At 65.7% G+C, this 16,652-nt stretch carries 12 protein-coding genes; 6 read left to right on the forward strand and 6 right to left on the reverse strand.

The features are described from left to right. Positions 1–116 precede the first annotated feature (116 nt). From SLQ30_RS16200 to SLQ30_RS16210, 3 genes are all read left to right on the forward strand, one after another. Positions 117–1,196, forward strand: coding sequence for a class I SAM-dependent methyltransferase (locus SLQ30_RS16200; protein ID WP_319447283.1), 1,080 nt, complete (start codon positions 117–119; stop codon positions 1,194–1,196). A 5-nt stretch (positions 1,197–1,201) separates the two neighbouring features. Continuing rightward, a complete protein-coding gene (locus SLQ30_RS16205) occupies positions 1,202–3,358 on the forward strand; it encodes an alpha/beta fold hydrolase (RefSeq protein ID WP_319447282.1) in 2,157 nt (718 codons plus the stop codon). A gap of 97 nt (positions 3,359–3,455) precedes the next feature. Beyond that, the gene (locus SLQ30_RS16210; protein WP_319447281.1) at positions 3,456–3,896 is read left to right on the forward strand and encodes a DUF6632 domain-containing protein; all 441 of its coding nucleotides are present in this window, start codon (positions 3,456–3,458) and stop codon (positions 3,894–3,896) included. 27 nt (positions 3,897–3,923) lie between these two features. Here the strand turns inward: SLQ30_RS16210 and ponA2 are convergent, their stop codons facing one another. After that, complete coding sequence (gene ponA2 / locus SLQ30_RS16215; protein ID WP_319447280.1) at positions 3,924–6,371, reverse strand: transglycosylase/D,D-transpeptidase PonA2; 2,448 nt, start codon at positions 6,369–6,371, stop codon at positions 3,924–3,926. A gap of 149 nt (positions 6,372–6,520) precedes the next feature. Here ponA2 and SLQ30_RS16220 point away from each other — a divergent pair, with 149 nt between their 5' ends. Next, complete coding sequence (locus SLQ30_RS16220) at positions 6,521–7,027, forward strand: DUF2505 domain-containing protein (RefSeq protein ID WP_319447279.1); 507 nt, start codon at positions 6,521–6,523, stop codon at positions 7,025–7,027. Between the two features lie 44 nt (positions 7,028–7,071). On the opposite strand, the gene SLQ30_RS16225 is transcribed toward SLQ30_RS16220, so the two are convergent. Further along, entirely contained in the window at positions 7,072–8,088 is a 1,017-nt protein-coding gene (locus tag SLQ30_RS16225; RefSeq protein WP_319447278.1) for a zinc-binding alcohol dehydrogenase family protein, read from the reverse strand. Positions 8,089–8,195: 107 nt separating this feature from the next. Between SLQ30_RS16225 and SLQ30_RS16230 the strand changes: the two genes are divergently transcribed. After that, positions 8,196–9,449, forward strand: a complete 1,254-nt coding sequence (locus tag SLQ30_RS16230; RefSeq protein ID WP_319447277.1) for a hydroxyacid-oxoacid transhydrogenase — start codon at positions 8,196–8,198, stop codon at positions 9,447–9,449. Between the two features lie 5 nt (positions 9,450–9,454). On the opposite strand, the gene SLQ30_RS16235 is transcribed toward SLQ30_RS16230, so the two are convergent. The 3 genes from SLQ30_RS16235 to SLQ30_RS16245 are packed head-to-tail and all read right to left on the reverse strand — an operon-like array spanning position 9,455 to position 13,175. Further along, positions 9,455–10,000 carry a nuclear transport factor 2 family protein gene (locus SLQ30_RS16235; RefSeq protein WP_319447276.1) on the reverse strand — a complete coding sequence of 182 codons (546 nt, stop codon included), beginning with the start codon at positions 9,998–10,000 and terminating at the stop codon, positions 9,455–9,457. Between the two features lie 23 nt (positions 10,001–10,023). After that, positions 10,024–11,046: a ketopantoate reductase family protein gene (locus tag SLQ30_RS16240; RefSeq protein ID WP_319447275.1), complete on the reverse strand. Its 1,023-nt coding sequence runs from the start codon at positions 11,044–11,046 to the stop codon at positions 10,024–10,026. Positions 11,047–11,105: 59 nt separating this feature from the next. Beyond that, a complete protein-coding gene (locus SLQ30_RS16245) occupies positions 11,106–13,175 on the reverse strand; it encodes an FUSC family protein (protein ID WP_319447274.1) in 2,070 nt (689 codons plus the stop codon). Between the two features lie 528 nt (positions 13,176–13,703). Here SLQ30_RS16245 and SLQ30_RS16250 point away from each other — a divergent pair. Continuing rightward, positions 13,704–15,239, forward strand: a complete 1,536-nt coding sequence (locus SLQ30_RS16250) for a hypothetical protein (protein ID WP_319447273.1) — start codon at positions 13,704–13,706, stop codon at positions 15,237–15,239. 61 nt (positions 15,240–15,300) lie between these two features. Here the strand turns inward: SLQ30_RS16250 and SLQ30_RS16255 are convergent, their stop codons facing one another. Then, positions 15,301–16,467 carry an LLM class flavin-dependent oxidoreductase gene (locus SLQ30_RS16255; protein ID WP_319447272.1) on the reverse strand — a complete coding sequence of 389 codons (1,167 nt, stop codon included), beginning with the start codon at positions 16,465–16,467 and terminating at the stop codon, positions 15,301–15,303. Positions 16,468–16,652 lie beyond the last annotated feature (185 nt).

Below are 16,652 nucleotides of genomic sequence, written 5' to 3' on the forward strand. Positions count from 1 at the left end.
TCTTTCTCAAGACGTCTCGCGTCGGGACCCAGCAGACGTCACCTGACAGCAGCCCTCACCAGGAACGACCCCGGTCTACGACCGGCACCAATCCCAACTACCGATTAGGACACCCCATGAACAACACCACTACCGCCCCAGCGGTCGATCCAGAAAAACTGATGGCCTTCGTGTTCAAGGCCGTCGAAGAGGTCGGCGCGGTGCTGAACGGCGCCCTGGTCGTGATGGGCGACCGGCTCGGTTACTACCGCAGCCTGGCCGAGCGCGGACCGAGCACGCCAGCCGAACTGGCCGAACGCACCGGCACCGACCAGCATTACGCCCGCGAATGGCTCAATGCCCAGGCCGCCGGATCGTTCGTCACCTACGACCCGTCGACGGGTAGGTATGAACTGCCGCCCGAACACGCCGTCGCGTTGACCGACGAGGCCAGCCCCGCATTTGTCGGCGGGCTGTTCCAGATCGCCCACGGAACCGTGTGCGACGCGGACCGCATCGTCGAGGCGGCCCGCACGGGCGACGGGGTGAGTTGGGGCGACCATCACACCGACGTGCACGTCGGCTGCGAACGCTTCTTTGCGCCGACGTACCACGCACATCTGGTCGCGGAGTGGCTGCCCGCGCTCGACGGGGTGGTCGACAAGCTGTCCAACGGCGCCTCGGTCGCCGACGTCGGATGCGGTCACGGTGCGTCGACAATCCTTATGGCCCAGGCCTTTCCAACGTCGCGCTTCCGCGGAACGGATTGTCACTCGGGGTCGATCGCGACCGCCCGCGGCAGGGCCGATCAGTCGGGCCTGAAATCGCACATCGAGTTCGAGACCGCGGATGCGGACGCGTTCACCGGAGGTCCCTACGACGTGGTGACGACGTTCGACGCACTTCACGACATGGGCGATCCCGTCGGTGCCGCCCGCCACGTCCGCAACGTCATCGCCGATGACGGCACCTGGATGATCGTGGAACCGATCGCCGGCGACCATGTCGAGGACAACCTGCACCCCGTCGGGCGCACGTATTACGGATTCTCGACGCTGCTGTGCACTCCGTCGTCTCTGTCGCAGCCGGTCGGATTGGCGCTCGGGACCCAGGCTGGCCCGGCTCGGATCCGCGACGTGGTGTCGACAGCCGGCTTCACCCGGTTCCGGGTGGCTGCGCAGACCCCGTTCCACAACGTGTTCGAAGTCCGGCCGTAACGTCGATGACGCGCGACGATGGGTGGGTGAAGGCCGAACAACGGCCAGCCCGCGTACCGGACGAGTCGGGTGTAGCGAGTCGCGATGGCGTCTCGCTGCACTTCGACGTCTACGGCGAGGCCGCTACCACGGTCATGTTGCTGCCGACCTGGTCGATAGTGACGTCCCGGTTCTGGAAGGCGCAGGTGGCCTTCCTGGCGCGCCATTATCGGGTCGTCACCTTCGACGGTCGGGGCTCGGGTCGGTCCAGCCGTCCTCGGGGCGCCGCGGCCTACGCCGATCACGAGTTCGCGGCCGACGCGGTGGCGGTGCTCGACGCCACGCAGACCGAGCGGGCGGTCGTGGTGGGGTTCTCCTGCGGAGGTACCTGGGCCGTGCACCTGGCCGCCGCACAGCCCGAACGCGTACAGGGCGTCGTCGCCATTGCACCCGCATGCGGGCTCGAGATGACCCGCCCCGACCTCGAACTCGCCCGTTGGCTCACGGTTTTCGACGAACCCCGCAGCTGGCAGAAGTACACCCGGCACAACTGGCTGCACGGCGACCTGGACGATTTTCGGAAGTTCTACTTCACCGAGATGTTCTCCGAGCCGCACTCCACCAAGCAGATCGAGGACGCCCTGCTCTGGTCGGCGGACACCGACGCCCAGGTGCTGGTGGACACCACGTCGGCGCGCCTTGGCGCACACGGGCTCACCGTCGAACTGATCGACGACATCGCACCCAGAGTGCAATGCTCGGTGCACGTCGTGCACGGCACGGGTGATCGGTTGCGGTCGGCCAAGATTGGCCAACGGCTCGCTGAGATGACCGGCGGCGAGTTGACTCTGATCGAGCACGCCGGCCACGGACCGAGCGGCCGCGATCCGGTTCGCATCAACAACCTGATCCGCGAGTTCGTCGAGCAGGTGGCGCCTTCACCGGTGCCACCGGTCACCTGGACGCGCGCGTTGCAACGCAGACGCCGCGTGCTGTACATGTGCTCACCGATCGGTCTTGGCCACGCGCGCCGGGCCGTTGCGATTGCACAGCAGTTACGCAGCACGCGAACGGATTTGGACGTCACCTGGTTGGCACAGGACCCCGTCACCCGAGTGCTCGAAGCCGCAGGCGAATCCGTGCACCCGGCGTCGCGCCAGTTGCTCACCGAGTCCGCGCACATCGAGGCCGAGTCCGGCGAGCACGACCTCCACGCGTTCGAGGCGATTCGCCGGATGGACGAGATTCTGGTCGCCAACTTCATGTTGTTCGACGAAGTCATCCGCGCCGACATGCCCGACCTGGTGGTCGGCGACGAAGCGTGGGAGGTGGATTACTTTCTGCACGAGAACCCCGAACTGAAGCGCTTTGCGTTTGCGTGGATGACCGACTTCGTCGGTTACCTTCCGATGCCCGACGGCGGTCCGGCCGAGGCGGCCCTCACCGCGGACTACAACAGCGAGATGATCGAGCACCGCGCCCGATTCCCACGCCTGCGTGACCGCTCGATCTTCGTCGGCAACCCCGCCGACGTCGTCGCCGAGCCATTCGGACCGGGATTGCCGAACATCCGCGACTGGACCGAGCAGAACTTCGAGTTCTGCGGGTATGTCGCAGGCGGACTTCCCCCGTCGGCACCGGAACGCGCTGCCCTGCGACGACGGCTTGGAGTGAAGGCCGATCAGCGCCTGTGTGTCGTCACCGTCGGTGGGACTTCGGTCGGCGAGTCGCTGCTGCGTCGAGTGTTGGACGCGGTGCCCGCGGCCCGAAAGCTCGCGCCAGACTTGCACTTCCTGATGGTCACCGGACCACGGATCGATCCCGCTTCACTACCCACCCGAAGCGGTGTCCGCGTGCGTGGCTTCCTGCCCGACCTCGACCAGTATCTGGCGGCCTGTGACGTTGCCGTGGTTCAGGGCGGTCTGAGCACCTGCATGGAACTCACCACGGCCGGAACGCCTTTCATCTATGTGCCGCTCGAGCATCACTTCGAGCAGAATTTCCACGTCCGGCACCGGTTGGAGCGCTACGGTGCCGGCCGCGCAATGAGCTATGCCGAGGCCGCCGATCCGGATCGGTTGGCAAGAGCCATCGTCGCGCAGGCGTCGGGACCGACCTCATACCGCCCTGTCGAAACCGATGGCGCGGCGCGGGCCGCCGCGATGCTCGCAGAACTGGTCTGACCGCCAATGACTAGGTGGGGCACCGGATTCGCCGCCAGGCCGCTCCGTGCGACGGTGACGGTGTACTGAAAGATCCCATCCCAGATCGGAATGTCTCATGATGATTCGCAACGAGGGCGCCAACGCCCCGACGCTCCCGTACAAACTCCTACAGGTGACGCTCGTCGTTTCCGGTGCGGCGTGCATTGCCCTCTATCCTTTGGCGCTGGTTTGGCCATCGGGATGGGCATGGCATCACGGAGCGCCACAGGACTCGCTCTACTTCATGATGATCGTCGGCATCTACGCGACGCTGGGCGCATTCCTGCTCAATGCGGCGCGACGGCCCGAGGCCAACGTGAGCCTCATCTGGTTTACCGTCGTCTCGAGCGTCGTACATGCAGCGATCATGGCGGTGCAATCCTTCAGTGCCGGGCACCACATGGGACACCTTGCAGGCGACGTACCCGCGCTGTTGGTGGTGGCCGTCGCCCTGGCCGTGCTAGTGGTCAAGTCCGGCGTCGGCAAGGCTGCCGGCGAGCATCAGCCAGTGATGTGACGCCGCTGATCACCCCTGCCGCCTTTATCAGGGCGGCGGAGGCGGTGGCGGCGGAGGCGGAGCGGGAAGCGTTATCGGCGGCAGTCCGGGGATGTTGATGACGTTGACGTCCGGGGGTGGAGCCTCTTCCGGAGGAGGAGGCGGCGCATCTAGCCGGGGCGCGGGAGGGTAGTAGACCGGTGCGGGCGCGATCCCGTTGCTCGTGTTGATCACGATGATCGAGCCGGGGAAGGCCTTGTCCTTAGGCGCCGTACCCACCACAGCGCCCTTCGACAAATAGCTGTTGATCGATGTGGGCTGATCGGCAACCTGGAAACCCGCTTCCTGCAGGCGTTTACGCGCTGCATCGACGGTCAGGCCGCTGATGCTCGGCAGCTTGGTGGCTGGAACCCCGTCGACGTAGCGCGGATCCGTGGGGGGCAGCGCCACCGGACCGAAGTCGTTGGCGATCGGTTTCATGGCCAAGAACCAGGTGCGCGCCGGCTCCTTTCCGCCAAATAGGTTGCCGTCGCCGCACTTTCGGAGCGGGAAGGAGCACAGACCGGACGGTGCAGGCGAGTCGTCGAAGATGTAGTTCGCGGCGGCGTACTGATTGGTGAAGCCCAGGAAGCCGGACGACCGATGAGATTCGGTGGTACCCGTCTTGCCCGACATGGGCAGGCTCCATCCGACGGAGCCGGCCGACCCGGCCGCGGTGCCGCTGATCGTGTCCTTGCTCAGTGCATTGGACAGGGTGTTAGCCAGCCCGACGGGAACCGCTTGCTCACACGCGGCGGTCGGGATGGGCACTTCGCCGCCATGGCGATCGATGACCTTCTCGATGGGGTTGGGTGGGCACCACACGCCTCCCGACGCCAGTGTCGCTGCAACGTTCGACAACTCGAGCGCGTTGAGCTCGAACGGGCCGAGTGTGAAGGAGCCGATGTTCTGCCGCTTGATGAATTCCGCGAGGCTCTCGTTGTTGTTCGGGTCATAGGCTCTGGCGGTGCCCGGCTCGGCATACGATCGCAACCCGAGTTTGACCGCCATGTCGACCGCGCGCGACACCCCAACCTGCGCAATCAGTTTGGCGAACGCGGTGTTCGGTGACTGTGCCAGCGCGTCGGTGACGCTCATGGGGCTGCGGTAGCTGCCTGCGTTCTTCACACACCAGGTCAGCGGTGGACATCCAGGCGTGTTGCTACTGCCGAGGCCCGTACCCTCGAATTTCTGGGGCACCTCGAGTTGAGCGTTGGTGCCCATGCCCATGTCGAGCGCGGCGGCCGTCGTGAAGATCTTGAATATCGATCCGGCGCCATCGCCGACCAGTGAGAAGGGTTGCGGCTGCACGGTCTGGCCTGCGGCGAGATTGAGCCCGTAGCTGCGGCTGTCCGCCATCGCCAGCAACCGGTGCGCATCCTTCCCGGGCCTGATCACGCTCATTACGCTCGCGACACCGTCCTGCGTCGGGCTCGCGACCGTGTCGACCGCTTGTTTGACGCTGGCTTGGACCTTCGGGTCGAGCGTGGTTCGAATCAGGTAGCCGTCACGGGCCAATTGCTCCTTGTCGATGCCCGCCTTCGCCAGATACGCCAGCGCGTACTCGCAGAAGAAGGCTCGGTCGCCCGCTCCAATGCAGCCCTGCGGCAAAGCACTGGGCTGCGGCAGCACGCCCAGCGGCATGGTCCTGGCAGTGCGTAGCTGTTCGGCCTCCTCCGGCAGGTTCTCGATCATGGTGTCGAGCACGACGTTGCGTCGCGCCAGCGCGCGATCGGGGTTGGTGTACGGATTGAGCGCGCTGCTGGATTGCACCATCCCGGCCAGCAATGCAGCCTGCTGCCAGTTGAGCTGCGCGGCGTCGATGCCGAAGTAGGTGCGCGCCGCGTCCTGCACGCCGTACGCGCCGTTGCCGAACGGCACCAAGTTCAGATATCGGGTGAGGATCTCCGGCTTGGTCAGCACCTTGTCCAGCGTCAGCGCCATTCGGATCTCGCGGAGCTTGCGCGCAGCCGTCGTCTCCACTGCTGCCCGCCGCTCGGCTTCGCTCTTGGCGGTGACGAGCAGGTGGTAGTTCTTGATGTACTGCTGCTCGATGGTCGATCCACCCCGAGTGTCGGAGCCCTGCAGGTACCCAGCGAATCCAGTCAGGGTGCCCGGCACGTCCACTCCGCGGTGTTCGGCGAAGCGTCTGTCCTCGACCGAGACGATCGCCAACTTCATGGTGTCGGCGATCCGATCGGTCGGCACTACCCATCGGCGCTGGGTATAGAGCCACGCGATCGGGTTCCCGGCGGCATCCACCATCGTGGAGACGATCGGCACCTCACCGTCGACCAGCTGCGACGAATCCTCGGCCGCCGAATCGAAGGCCCGGTTGATCGCGGCGCCCGAGCCACCCACGAGCGGAAACATCAACGCCGCGGCGAGCACCCCCGCCAGTAGACAGAAGCAGACAAGCTTGGCGACTGCTTTCTCAATCGCCGGTTGCTGCTCCATGTCCGCCAGCGTAGGTGAGCAAACGAGCACAACGGGCGAATCAATCCCAGAGTCGGCGCGCCTACTTGGCGAAGGCGAACATTTCGGCGGCAGCGATTCCCTATGCTGAACCGAGTCCCCGCGGAGGCCAGCACAGATAACCTGCTGCCATGTCCCGATCGTACGATTTCTCGGTCGAATGCCCGGTCACCCTCGAACAGCTCCATTTGGCGTTCTCCGAGGAGAAATACTGGCTGGCACGGCTGGCGGAGGTCGGCGGCATCGGCAAGCTGGACTCGTTTGGCATCGGTACCGATGGCGCCGTGCACTTGGTCGTCGTCCAGGACCTGCGTCACGATGCGCTGCCCCCGTTGTTCGCGAGGCTCTATCCCCGCGATCTTGAGATCGTGCAAAACGCGACGTGGAGCCTGATCGGCGACGACCTGGTCCGAGGGGAAGCCAAAATTGTGGCGCGCGGAGCGATAGGCTCCGCGAAGCTCGGCACGGCTTTGCTGGCGCCTGCACAGAACCGCTCGCGCCTGAATTGCACCGCGACCGTCAATGTCAAGGTCCCGTTGATCGGCGGCAAGCTCGAGAGTCTTTTAGGTCGCCAGACGGTCGAAGAGACTCCTGCGATGCTGCGCTTCACCGCGAAGTGGATCTCGGAGAATGCCTGAGCAAGCCCGCAGCCCACGGCCTGCAGGCGCGGGCGGCGGCGTCGTCACGAGTTGATCAACACCGCGGCACCAGCGATCCGGCCCGAACTCAGGTCGCTCAGCGCGGCGTCGGCTTTGTCCAGTGGGTACGGCGGGCAGGTGACGTCGATGTGGTGGTGCTCGGCGAACGTCAGGAAGTCGCGGGCATCGGTGCGGGTGTTCGACGTCACCGAACGCACCTGACGTTCCTGGAACAGGTGACGCTGGTAGTTCAAGGTCGGAATGTCGCTGAGGTGGATGCCCGCGATGGCCAAGGTGCCGCCGCGGTCAAGTGCCTCCAGCGCCGGTAGCACTAGCTCGCCCACCGGTGCGAACAGGATCGCGGCATCAAGCGGAACGGGTGGTCTGTCGCTGGCGCCCTGCGCGGATGCGGCGCCCAACGACAGGGCCAACTCCTGCGCTCGTTGGCCACGGGTCATCACGTGGACCTCGGCGCCGCTGGCCAGTGCGACCTGGGCCGTGATGTGGGCGCTTCCGCCGAAGCCGTAGATGCCCAGCCTGCCGCGTGGTGGCAGGTCGGCGCGCAGCAACGACCGATAGCCGATGATGCCGGCGCAGAGCAGGGGTGCTAGTTCGCCGTCCGAGTATCCGGACGGTAGGTGATGCACGTATGCCGCTGGGGCGGTGACGAACTCGGCGTATCCGCCGTCGGCGTCCCAACCCGTGTAGCGCGATTCCGGGCACAGGTTCTCCCTGCCGCTGTTGCAGAAGCGACAACGTCCACAGGTGTGCCGCAACCACGCAACACCCACTAGGTCGCCGACCGAGAAGTCGGTGACGGTCGGTCCGACGGCAGCGACCTCGCCGACCACTTCGTGGCCTGGGGTGACGTGCGGGTGGTGCACGGGCAGGTCACCTTCGGTGACGTGCAAGTCCGTGCGGCATACGCCGCAGGCGCGGACCGCGACGAGGAGCTCGCCGTCGGCGGGTTCGGTGACGTCGGTCGTGACGAATTCGAGGGGGCGCGCGCTCATCGGCCCCGGTGTTCGTACGCGCCAGGCGCGCATCGTCCGAGCGGTCATGACATGACGTATACGCCGACTCGTACGATCGTGGGTGTGCATTGGGAGGCTCGATGAGTTGCTGTCACTACCAGGGCGCCGGTGATGGATTCGAATCGGCTTTCACCGTGGACGCGTCCAGGATCACCTTCGGTCGCGGCTGCCTCGAGGAACTGGGGGATCGGGCCTCGGCGCTGGGAATGACCAGAGTGGCGCTGTTCTCCGACGCCTCGGTGGCCCGACTATCGATCTTCGACACGGCGCAGCGCTCGCTTCGGGCGGCGGGCCTCGACGTCGTGCCCTACACCGACGTCCACGTGGAACCGACGGATGAATCCTTCAGGCGAGCAGCGGCGTTCGCGAGCGAGGCGAAGCCCGACGGTTATGTCTCCGTCGGGGGCGGATCGGTGATCGATACCGCCAAGGCGGCCAACCTATACGCCAGCCACCCGGCCGACTTCCTGTCCTACGTCAACGCGCCGGTCGGGGCGGGAACGCCGGTACCCGGTGCGCTGGCACCGCACATCGCCTGCCCCACGACCTCGGGTACCGGCAGCGAGGTGACGGGTATCGCCATCTTCGATCTGCTGTCGATGGCTGCCAAGACCGGCATCGCGTCACCAGCGCTACGTCCGACCGAGGCGCTCGTCGATCCGGATTGCACCGACACGCTGCCAGCCCAGGTCGTCGCCTACAGCGGGCTCGACGTGCTGTCGCACGCGTTGGAGTCGTTCACCGCGCGCCCCTTCGTCCAGCGTCCCGCACCCAGCCGACCGGGGCTGCGACCAATGAGCCAGGGCGCCAACCCATGGAGCGACCTCGGGAGTCGGGAAGCGATGCGCTTGCTCGGCAGCTATCTCGAGCGAGCCGTCAACGACGCCTCCGACCGGGAGGCGCGCGAACAGACCATGTGGGCCGCGACGCTCGCAGGCATCGCGTTCGGCAATGCGGGAGTGCACATCCCGCACGCCATGGCCTACGCGGTGGCCGGGCAAGTGCGTGGCTTCCACCCCGACGGTTATCCCGGATCCGAGCCTATGGTCCCGCACGGCATGGCGGTAATCCTCAACGCCCCCTCGGTCTTCCGTCACACTGCCCCCACCTACCCCGAGCGCCATCTCGAGGCTGCTCATCACCTCGGGGCCGACGTCAGCGACGTGGCACTCGAGGATGCGGGCCAGGTGCTCGCCGAGAAACTCGAGCGCGTCATGCAGGCCGTGGGCGTACCCAACGGGTTGTCGGCGGTGGGCTATACCGAAGCGGACGCCACCACCCTGGCCGACGGCGCGTGGCCCCAACAGCGGCTGCTGCAAAACGCGCCAATCGAATGCGACAAGTCGTTGCTTGCGGAGCTTTTCCGGAGCGCGATCCGCTACTGGTGAGCGAGTTAGTTGGACTGGCCCAGCTTCAACAGCGAGAAGTACTGGTGTGACGCGTCATTCGGGCCGGGGGAGCCCTTCGGGGTGTCCTTGGTTATAGGGTGGCTGAGGTCGACCGAAGATGGATCGTTGACGTGGGCCCAGTCAGTGACGATGGCCCGCTCGATGAACTTCCATGTGCCGTCCCGCTTTTCATACTTGTCGAGGTACCTTCCGCCGACGATCACGTCGACGTCGCGATCACCCGCGCTGAGCGTATGGGTGGCAATGGTGTAGACCTCGCCCTCGGCGAGATGTCCGCTGATTGCGAAGTTGACCGTGGTGATGTTGTGCTGCATGGACACGACGTAGGGGTGCGCGGCCTGGAGTTGAGCGACGAAGTCGTCAGCGGTGCCCGCCGAGAAGTCGCCGTGGGCGTCCGTGGCGTCGCGGTGGTAAAGGCTGCGCAGCGTCTCGAAGTCCCCGCGATCGACGGCACGGCAGTAGCCATGGACGAGCTTTCGAAGGGCAAATTCGTCGAGCATTTCCTGCTGGAGCGCGTCCGTCGATGCCATCGCCGCAGCGTAGCCGCCCGACGTCAGTGTCCAGCGGTTACCACGTTGAGTAGGGCGTCCAAGTCTTCCGCAGGCACGTCACCCGGCGCGCGGCGTGCGCGCGCCGCAGCGCCGACCAGCCGTTGCAACAGGACGTTGACGGGGGTGGCGACGCCGTGCAGTCGGCCGAGCAAGGCGACCTCCCCGTTGAGGTAGTCGGCCTCAACCGAACTCGCGCCGCGCGTCAAGCTCTGCCAGGTCGATCCGCCGCCGCGCGGGGCGCCCGGAATGTCGCGGAACTCCATCCGGTTGCCCTGCAACACCCGCCGCTCGTCGTCTGAGTTGTACGAAATCCCGGCGGCCGCCAGCACGGCCTCACCCTCGGCCTGAACCGCGCGCCGGATGTCGGCGACGACGTCCGCGTGACGGGCGCCGGCCGGGCCGAGCAGCGCATCAAGGGCGTTGGCGAGATTCTTGAGTAATTTCCCGTACTTCCAACGCATCACGTCATCAACGACGGGCGCGTCGAAGACACTTCGCGACAGGTCCGCGCCGATGTGTTCGGCGACGGGGTCCACTCCGCCCGGATAGCGGCCGAGCATCAGGATTCCGCTCAACGGCGCGGTATGCGACACCACCACGCCGGGCTCGAGGTGCGTGGCCGGAAGCCATACGCACAGTCCGTATACCGCGTCGAACAGTCGCGAAGCCGTCCGCTCGTTGTCCACTCCGTTCTGGGCGCACACGATCGGGAGTCGTTCGGCCGCCGACCCGCCGCCCGCGACAGGGGCCCCGGCCCAGACCTGCAGGGCCTCAGCCGTGTTCTGGGACTTAACCGTCAGCACCAGTACGTCGTCGGGGCGCAGCTCGCCGAGCGGTTCCGGGCCGGAGCCGGCCGGGATGGTTTGCGTGACGACCCCGGTCGGAGTGACGAGCCGGAGTCCCCGATCTTGCAGGGCAGCGAGATGTGCTCCGCGGGCGACCAGGACGACGTCGTGCCCGCTCTGCGCCAGCCGCCCGCCGATGGTGCCGCCGACGGCACCCGCTCCGATGATGATGTAACGCATTGATTCGAGGCTAGCGCCCTCTGCTGGTGTGACGCTGTGTGGCCGCAACCGCACACGGTTCAGACGCGGGTGGTGACCTCGGTGAGCACGCGGTCGAGCGTGCTCAACGCCCGAACTGCACCGCGCACGGGACCAGGGGGGATGTCCGATGTGCCCATGACGTCCAAGATCATTGCCTCCGTGGTCTTTTCCTGCGGCTCGCAGGAGTTTCCGGCTACCACCTGCTTCACGGTGTCGATCGTGCGGCTGACGTGGTCCGCTGCTTCGCGCAACGCGACCGCGGTGACCTCGGGCGGCGCGGTGTCCGAATCCGCCCTTGCCGCGTTCACGCCGGCGCGGGCAAGGGCGTGTGCTGATCGGTTGCTCACCTGAAGTCCGCGCAACACGCGCTGGGTACCGCGCCGGCTCCGCACGGCGGGTCCCAGCTCGAGCGGCTTGCCTGCCTTGAGCACGTCTTGCAAGGCGGTGTCGAGGCGACGCGTCGCGGCGACGAGTTCGGTCTCGCCGCCGGGAGCGACCACCGAAGCGATGCCTGCGTCGATCAAGTCGGTCATCCGGTCGAGATAGTCGTTCACCTTCTCGGTGAAGGTGGCTCGGGTGCCCGTCGAGAAGATCAAGTACGCCGAAGCGATGCCGACGAGACCACCCGCCGCGGTTTCGACGATGCGGAGTTCGAGGACCTGGACGCTGAAATTGCCTAGCAGTCCATACAACATCGCAAGCAACACGGTCACGAAGAACGTCAACCAGGCGTAGGCGACGGTGACCAGATAGAACGCGCAGAAGACGCAGATCACCAGTAGCACGATTTGAAGGGGCGGGTTGTGCCCGACAAGGGTGGCGAGCAACACGCCAGCCACGACACCGGCGATGGTACCGACGATGCGGTGACCGGCCCTGGTGAGAATCTCGCCGCGTGTGGACACCCCGGTGAAGACGAGGAAGGCGGTCAGTACCGCCCAATACCAGCGGTCGGGTGAAATCAATTCGCCGAGGATGGTGGCCGCGGTGGTGGCAACGGCCACTTGAATGGCTGCCTTCGTGCTGGGATTCAGTCCAGCCTGCTCTTCCTCGGGAGCTGGCTCCGGATCGGAGTCGGCGCTGTCGGAGCTGCCCAAGGCATTCGTGGTGATGTGGTGAATTGCCAAGTGCGCCTGCACCCCTCGGTAGGCGACCACTGTGGCGACGCCCTCCGGGGTGGACAGGTCGGCGCGATCGGCGGCAGCAACGGCGTGTTTGCGGGCAACCTTGAGTTCGTCTTCGGATGGATTGTGTTGCAAACACAACCACAGTGAGGCGATGGCGTCGTCGAGTCCGCTTGGCCATGCCGTCGCCGGGTCGATCGACCACAGCAGGCTGGCGAGCTGCTCCATGGCGATCTGAGCGTCGAAGACCCGCAATGCGAGATCCTCACTGGTCACGTTCAGCGATTGCGCCGCGTCGTGGCGGTCGAGCCAATCGTCGATCATCATTGCCGTTTCGCCCAGCCGATCCAGGCGGCGCCGCAGCACGGCGAGGTCGTGTTCGGCTTGATTGGTGGCGACCTCCAACACGGAGGTAGACACCCCTCGCAGTGCCCGGACCAGGCGGCGCACCTCGACGTGGGGACGGTCGGGAAATATCAGCGTCCGCACGAACAGCGAGGCGCTCAGTCCAACGGCGATGGCGACGGCGAGCGTCGGTAACTGGGCGGGTGTCGCCCGCAGGAACAGCGCGAAGAAGTACGAGATGAACGCCACCATCCCCATGGCGTTGCCACGTGGGCCGAACCGGCGAACCCACACGGCGCCGAAGAGCACGGCGATGAATCCGACGTCGGCGATCCATCCGTAAGGGGACAGCAGTGCTGCCAAGGCCACTGCGCCGACCGCTGGGAAGAACAGCAGCAGCGTCGTGACGACGCGGCTGCGCTGGTGGCGATCCTTGACGGCGGCCGAGGATTGCATTGCGACGATGGTGCCGAGCATTGCGACGGTTACCGGCTGGTGCGCGAAGCGAGTAAAGGTCAGCAGCGCGACGATGGCGAGGACCAGAGCCGTCGTCGTTGCCGCAGCGCTGCGTAGGCGCAGCCGCCCGGGATCGGAGTCGACGAGAAATCGCGCAGTGCCGGTCAGCGCTGCGGATTGCATCGCTCGATTGTGCGTTACGAGTCTGGTGACATCCGTAGCCACACCTGGATTCACCTGGCCTTCTGGCCTTATGTCGTTTGCTGTGCCGACCATTTGCGCGCCAGTCGAGGTGCCGGCCGAGGCAGCCTCAACCGTCGCTGCGCCACCAAGAGGGTGCGGGTTCGACGACTGTCGGGTCGGGATGTTCACCTCCCGTTCGCCGTTCGCCATGCGGAGGGCCCCCATGTGCCACCCTTAGGTGTCTCCAATTAACGCGCCCTGATCTTGATGGCGAATCTCGTTGGCACGCAATTCGGGTCAGCTACGGCGTAGTCGGGCCTCGAGGGCGGCTTTCAGGTGCGGCTTTTGGCAGTAATGCAGAAAGTTAGTTAACGCAACGATCTTGAAATTTCGTTGCAAACACAACGATAATCGAAAGCAAGGGCAACTAATTTCCCAAGAAGTAGCGCAGATAACCTGAGAATAGGTTAAGTTCGCTGCAGCCAGGGGGCTGTCGCTCGGACATGCGCCACTTTTGAGGGGAAATCTATGAGGGAACGGGTACAAGGCTGCGTCACTGTCGGCGTCGCGATGGTCGGAGCGGGCGCGTTAGCGCTAGCTCCGATGGCGCCGCAGCCGGCACAGCAGATGAGGGCCGATCAAATCCGGACGGTGGACGTCTCGGACATGAAGCTCTTGGCGGCGACGGCGACACCCACGCCGGCGTCCCTCTTGGCGGCGTTGCAGATCCTGGGTACGGGCGTCGGCGGGTCGGGCGAGCGTTTGGTGGAAAGCACACTGAAGGGCCTCCTGGGTCCGATCGCCCTGGCCGGGGCATTCGGCGACGACGCAGCGACGAAGGCCATCATCGCCGATTACATCGACGGACCGCTGTATGTGGCCGACCCGACGATCTTTGCGCTCGACAAGGTATTGCCCGAGCCGTTGGGCCAAGACCCCAACCCGGACCCCCGTCTCGGCAACACGAGCGACGTACTCAAGTTCCGCGTCAACGTGCTCTACGCACTCCGCGAAGCGATCAAGGACGCGCTGGGTGTGCAACCCGCTGTCGGCATCGGCGCAGCCGCTGCGCCCGTGGGTGAGACGCTGCCGACGACCTTGCCGGAAAAACTGGCCGAGCTTGCGAAGGGGCTCGCCGGATCCGGCGAGAACTTCGTCGTCGATACGGCTCTTGGAGCGCTCACTCCGCTTGCCGTCATTCAGGCGCTCGGCAGTGACAACCCCGAGGCGGCGTTGACGGCGATCGCCGTGAACTTCATCGACGCCCCGCTGCATATTGCCGACCCCACGATCTTCGCGCTGGACAACGTGCTGCCCGAGCCTTTCGGCGGCGACACCAGCCTCACTCCTCAATTCAGCCAGGGCAGCGACATACTCAAGTTCCGCGTCCAGGTGCTTTACGCACTTCGGGAACAGATCAAGCAATCGTTGGGGCTGCCATCCGCCCTCGATACGTCTCTTTTGGGCCGTAGCGCGACCACCCTTGCCGAACCCGACCCGGTCGGCGACCCGGTGTTCACCGCCACCCGGCTAGCTCAAGGGCTCGCCGAGTCCGGACAGCGGTTCGTGACTGATACTGCGCTTGGGGCGCTCGGCCCGATCGCCGCAGCGCAAGCGCTCGTCAAGGGTGACAAGCAGGGTCTGTACGACGTGGCCGAGTCCTACGTCGACGCGCCGCTGCATATCGCTGACCCGACGATCTTCGCGATCGACGATGTCCTGCCGAAGCCCATCGGGGGCGATCCCAGCACCACGCCTACAGATATGCACGGCAGCCTCGTCAGCGACTTCAGAGCCAATGTGCTGATTCCGGCTAGGGATTCGATCAAGCCAGGGCTCAAGAACGTGCTTGGGGTGCCCAAGCCGGACACCGACGCCAAGGTTGTTGAGACGCCTGTTTCCAAGTCGGGAGCGGATTCCAGCACGACCACCGAGAAGGCGAAGACCGGTCCCAAGCACCGCGCCACCGTCAACAACCCGGTGAGCTCAGCGCTGAAGAAGCTCGCAAAGGACGTCAAGAAGGCCACGACGCCGCCGAAGCACGAGAAGGCGAGCGCCGAGTAGCCGAGCAACACCTCGAACAAACGGGTGGCCCCCTCCGACATGGAGGGGGCCACTCGTTTTGTCAGGTGGCAGCCGGGGCCTGCTTGGCCTCCTGCTCGGCGGCGTGGTCATCGATGGCCTTGCCGATCGCGTGCGCGGCACGGTCCACGAACTCGGTCCCGCTACCGAGGATCCAATCGTTCGACGCGGCCGGTGCCGCAAGCTGTCCGGTGAAGTGCGGGATGACGTACTGAGCGAAGAGTTCGTAGCTGTGCAGCTTCGCGGCCGGTGGCGCCCAATCGTTGTCCATGAGCAGGAACGCGCCGAAGCCACCGTCGCTCGCCTCGATCAGTTCCTCGATCTTGGCGATCGCGTCGTCGGGCGTGCCGATGACGGAGAACCCGAAGTCACGATTGTTGGCGATGATCTCGGCGGCCGTGTCGCCCTGCACCGGGCCGGCGGGCAGGATGTGCTTGAAGTACCGGGAGAACTCCACGATGCCGTACTCGACGTCGCGGGCCGCCTGCTCCCTCGTGTCGGCGAGGTGCATCGGGCCGACGAGCCGCCACTTCGAGCGATCGGCGACGTGGCCGTGCTCATGCGCCACCTCTTCCCACGTCTTCCAATGGTGGGCAAGCAGATCCATGCCCTGCTTGGCGGTAGCCGCGACCGACAGCATGCCGATGCCGTGCTTGCCCGCGCCGCGCGGGCCGGTGGGCGAGAAGGACGCCGCCACCGCGACGTCGAAACATGGGTCGCTGTACGGCTTCAGCTGGAGCCGCGCATCCTGCAGCGTGAATCCGTCGGTGTGCATGGTGACGGTCTCGCCGCGTAACAGCCGCATGATGGCGTCGAGGCTCTGCTCCATGCGGGGCCGCTGCTCGTCCGCGGGGATTCCGAGCATGTGGGCGTCGGACGTGAGTTGGCCGGGGCCGCAGCCGAGCATCACCCGTCCGCGGGTGAGGTGGTCGAGCAGCACCATGCGGTCGGCCAGCATCAGGGGATTGTGGTACGGCAGCGAGCTGACGCCGGTGCCCAGCTTGATGTGCTTGGTCCGCTCAGCGGCCACTGCGATGAAGACCTCGGGTGACGCGATGATCTCGAAACCCGCGGAGTGGTGCTCACCGATCCACGCCTCCGCGAAACCGAGCCGGTCCATCGCGACGATCAGGTCGAGGTCACGCTCGATCGCGAGCGTCGGGTTCTGACCGACCGGGTGAAAGGGAGCCATGAAGTTTCCGAAGCGCATCTAGCCATTCTGACCCGCCCCCCGCCGATTCCTGGCCGACTGCGCGAATTCAGTGCTGCACGACGTTCGCCGATTGACTGCATCTTCACAGCGGGTGTTACGCGGTTCCCCACCAAATTCAGCACGTCAGCTGACTAAGGTGCTGCTTCGTGGTCGTGCATTCGGCGTCGTTCCCGGTTGGGACG

The organism is Mycobacterium sp. RTGN4 (assembly GCF_033804635.1).
GTDB lineage: Bacteria > Actinomycetota > Actinomycetes > Mycobacteriales > Mycobacteriaceae > Mycobacterium.

Coding starts and splice junctions, on each gene's coding strand:
- SLQ30_RS16200 (WP_319447283.1), top strand. CDS start 117: ATGAACAACACCACTACCGCCCCAGCGGTCGATCCAGAAAAACTGATG.
- SLQ30_RS16205 (WP_319447282.1), top strand. CDS start 1,202: ATGACGCGCGACGATGGGTGGGTGAAGGCCGAACAACGGCCAGCCCGC.
- SLQ30_RS16210 (WP_319447281.1), top strand. CDS start 3,456: ATGATGATTCGCAACGAGGGCGCCAACGCCCCGACGCTCCCGTACAAA.
- ponA2 (WP_319447280.1), bottom strand. CDS start 6,371: ATGGAGCAGCAACCGGCGATTGAGAAAGCAGTCGCCAAGCTTGTCTGC.
- SLQ30_RS16220 (WP_319447279.1), top strand. CDS start 6,521: ATGTCCCGATCGTACGATTTCTCGGTCGAATGCCCGGTCACCCTCGAA.
- SLQ30_RS16225 (WP_319447278.1), bottom strand. CDS start 8,088: ATGACCGCTCGGACGATGCGCGCCTGGCGCGTACGAACACCGGGGCCG.
- SLQ30_RS16235 (WP_319447276.1), bottom strand. CDS start 10,000: ATGGCATCGACGGACGCGCTCCAGCAGGAAATGCTCGACGAATTTGCC.
- SLQ30_RS16240 (WP_319447275.1), bottom strand. CDS start 11,046: ATGCGTTACATCATCATCGGAGCGGGTGCCGTCGGCGGCACCATCGGC.
- SLQ30_RS16245 (WP_319447274.1), bottom strand. CDS start 13,175: ATGCAATCCGCAGCGCTGACCGGCACTGCGCGATTTCTCGTCGACTCC.
- SLQ30_RS16250 (WP_319447273.1), top strand. CDS start 13,704: ATGAGGGAACGGGTACAAGGCTGCGTCACTGTCGGCGTCGCGATGGTC.
- SLQ30_RS16255 (WP_319447272.1), bottom strand. CDS start 16,467: ATGCGCTTCGGAAACTTCATGGCTCCCTTTCACCCGGTCGGTCAGAAC.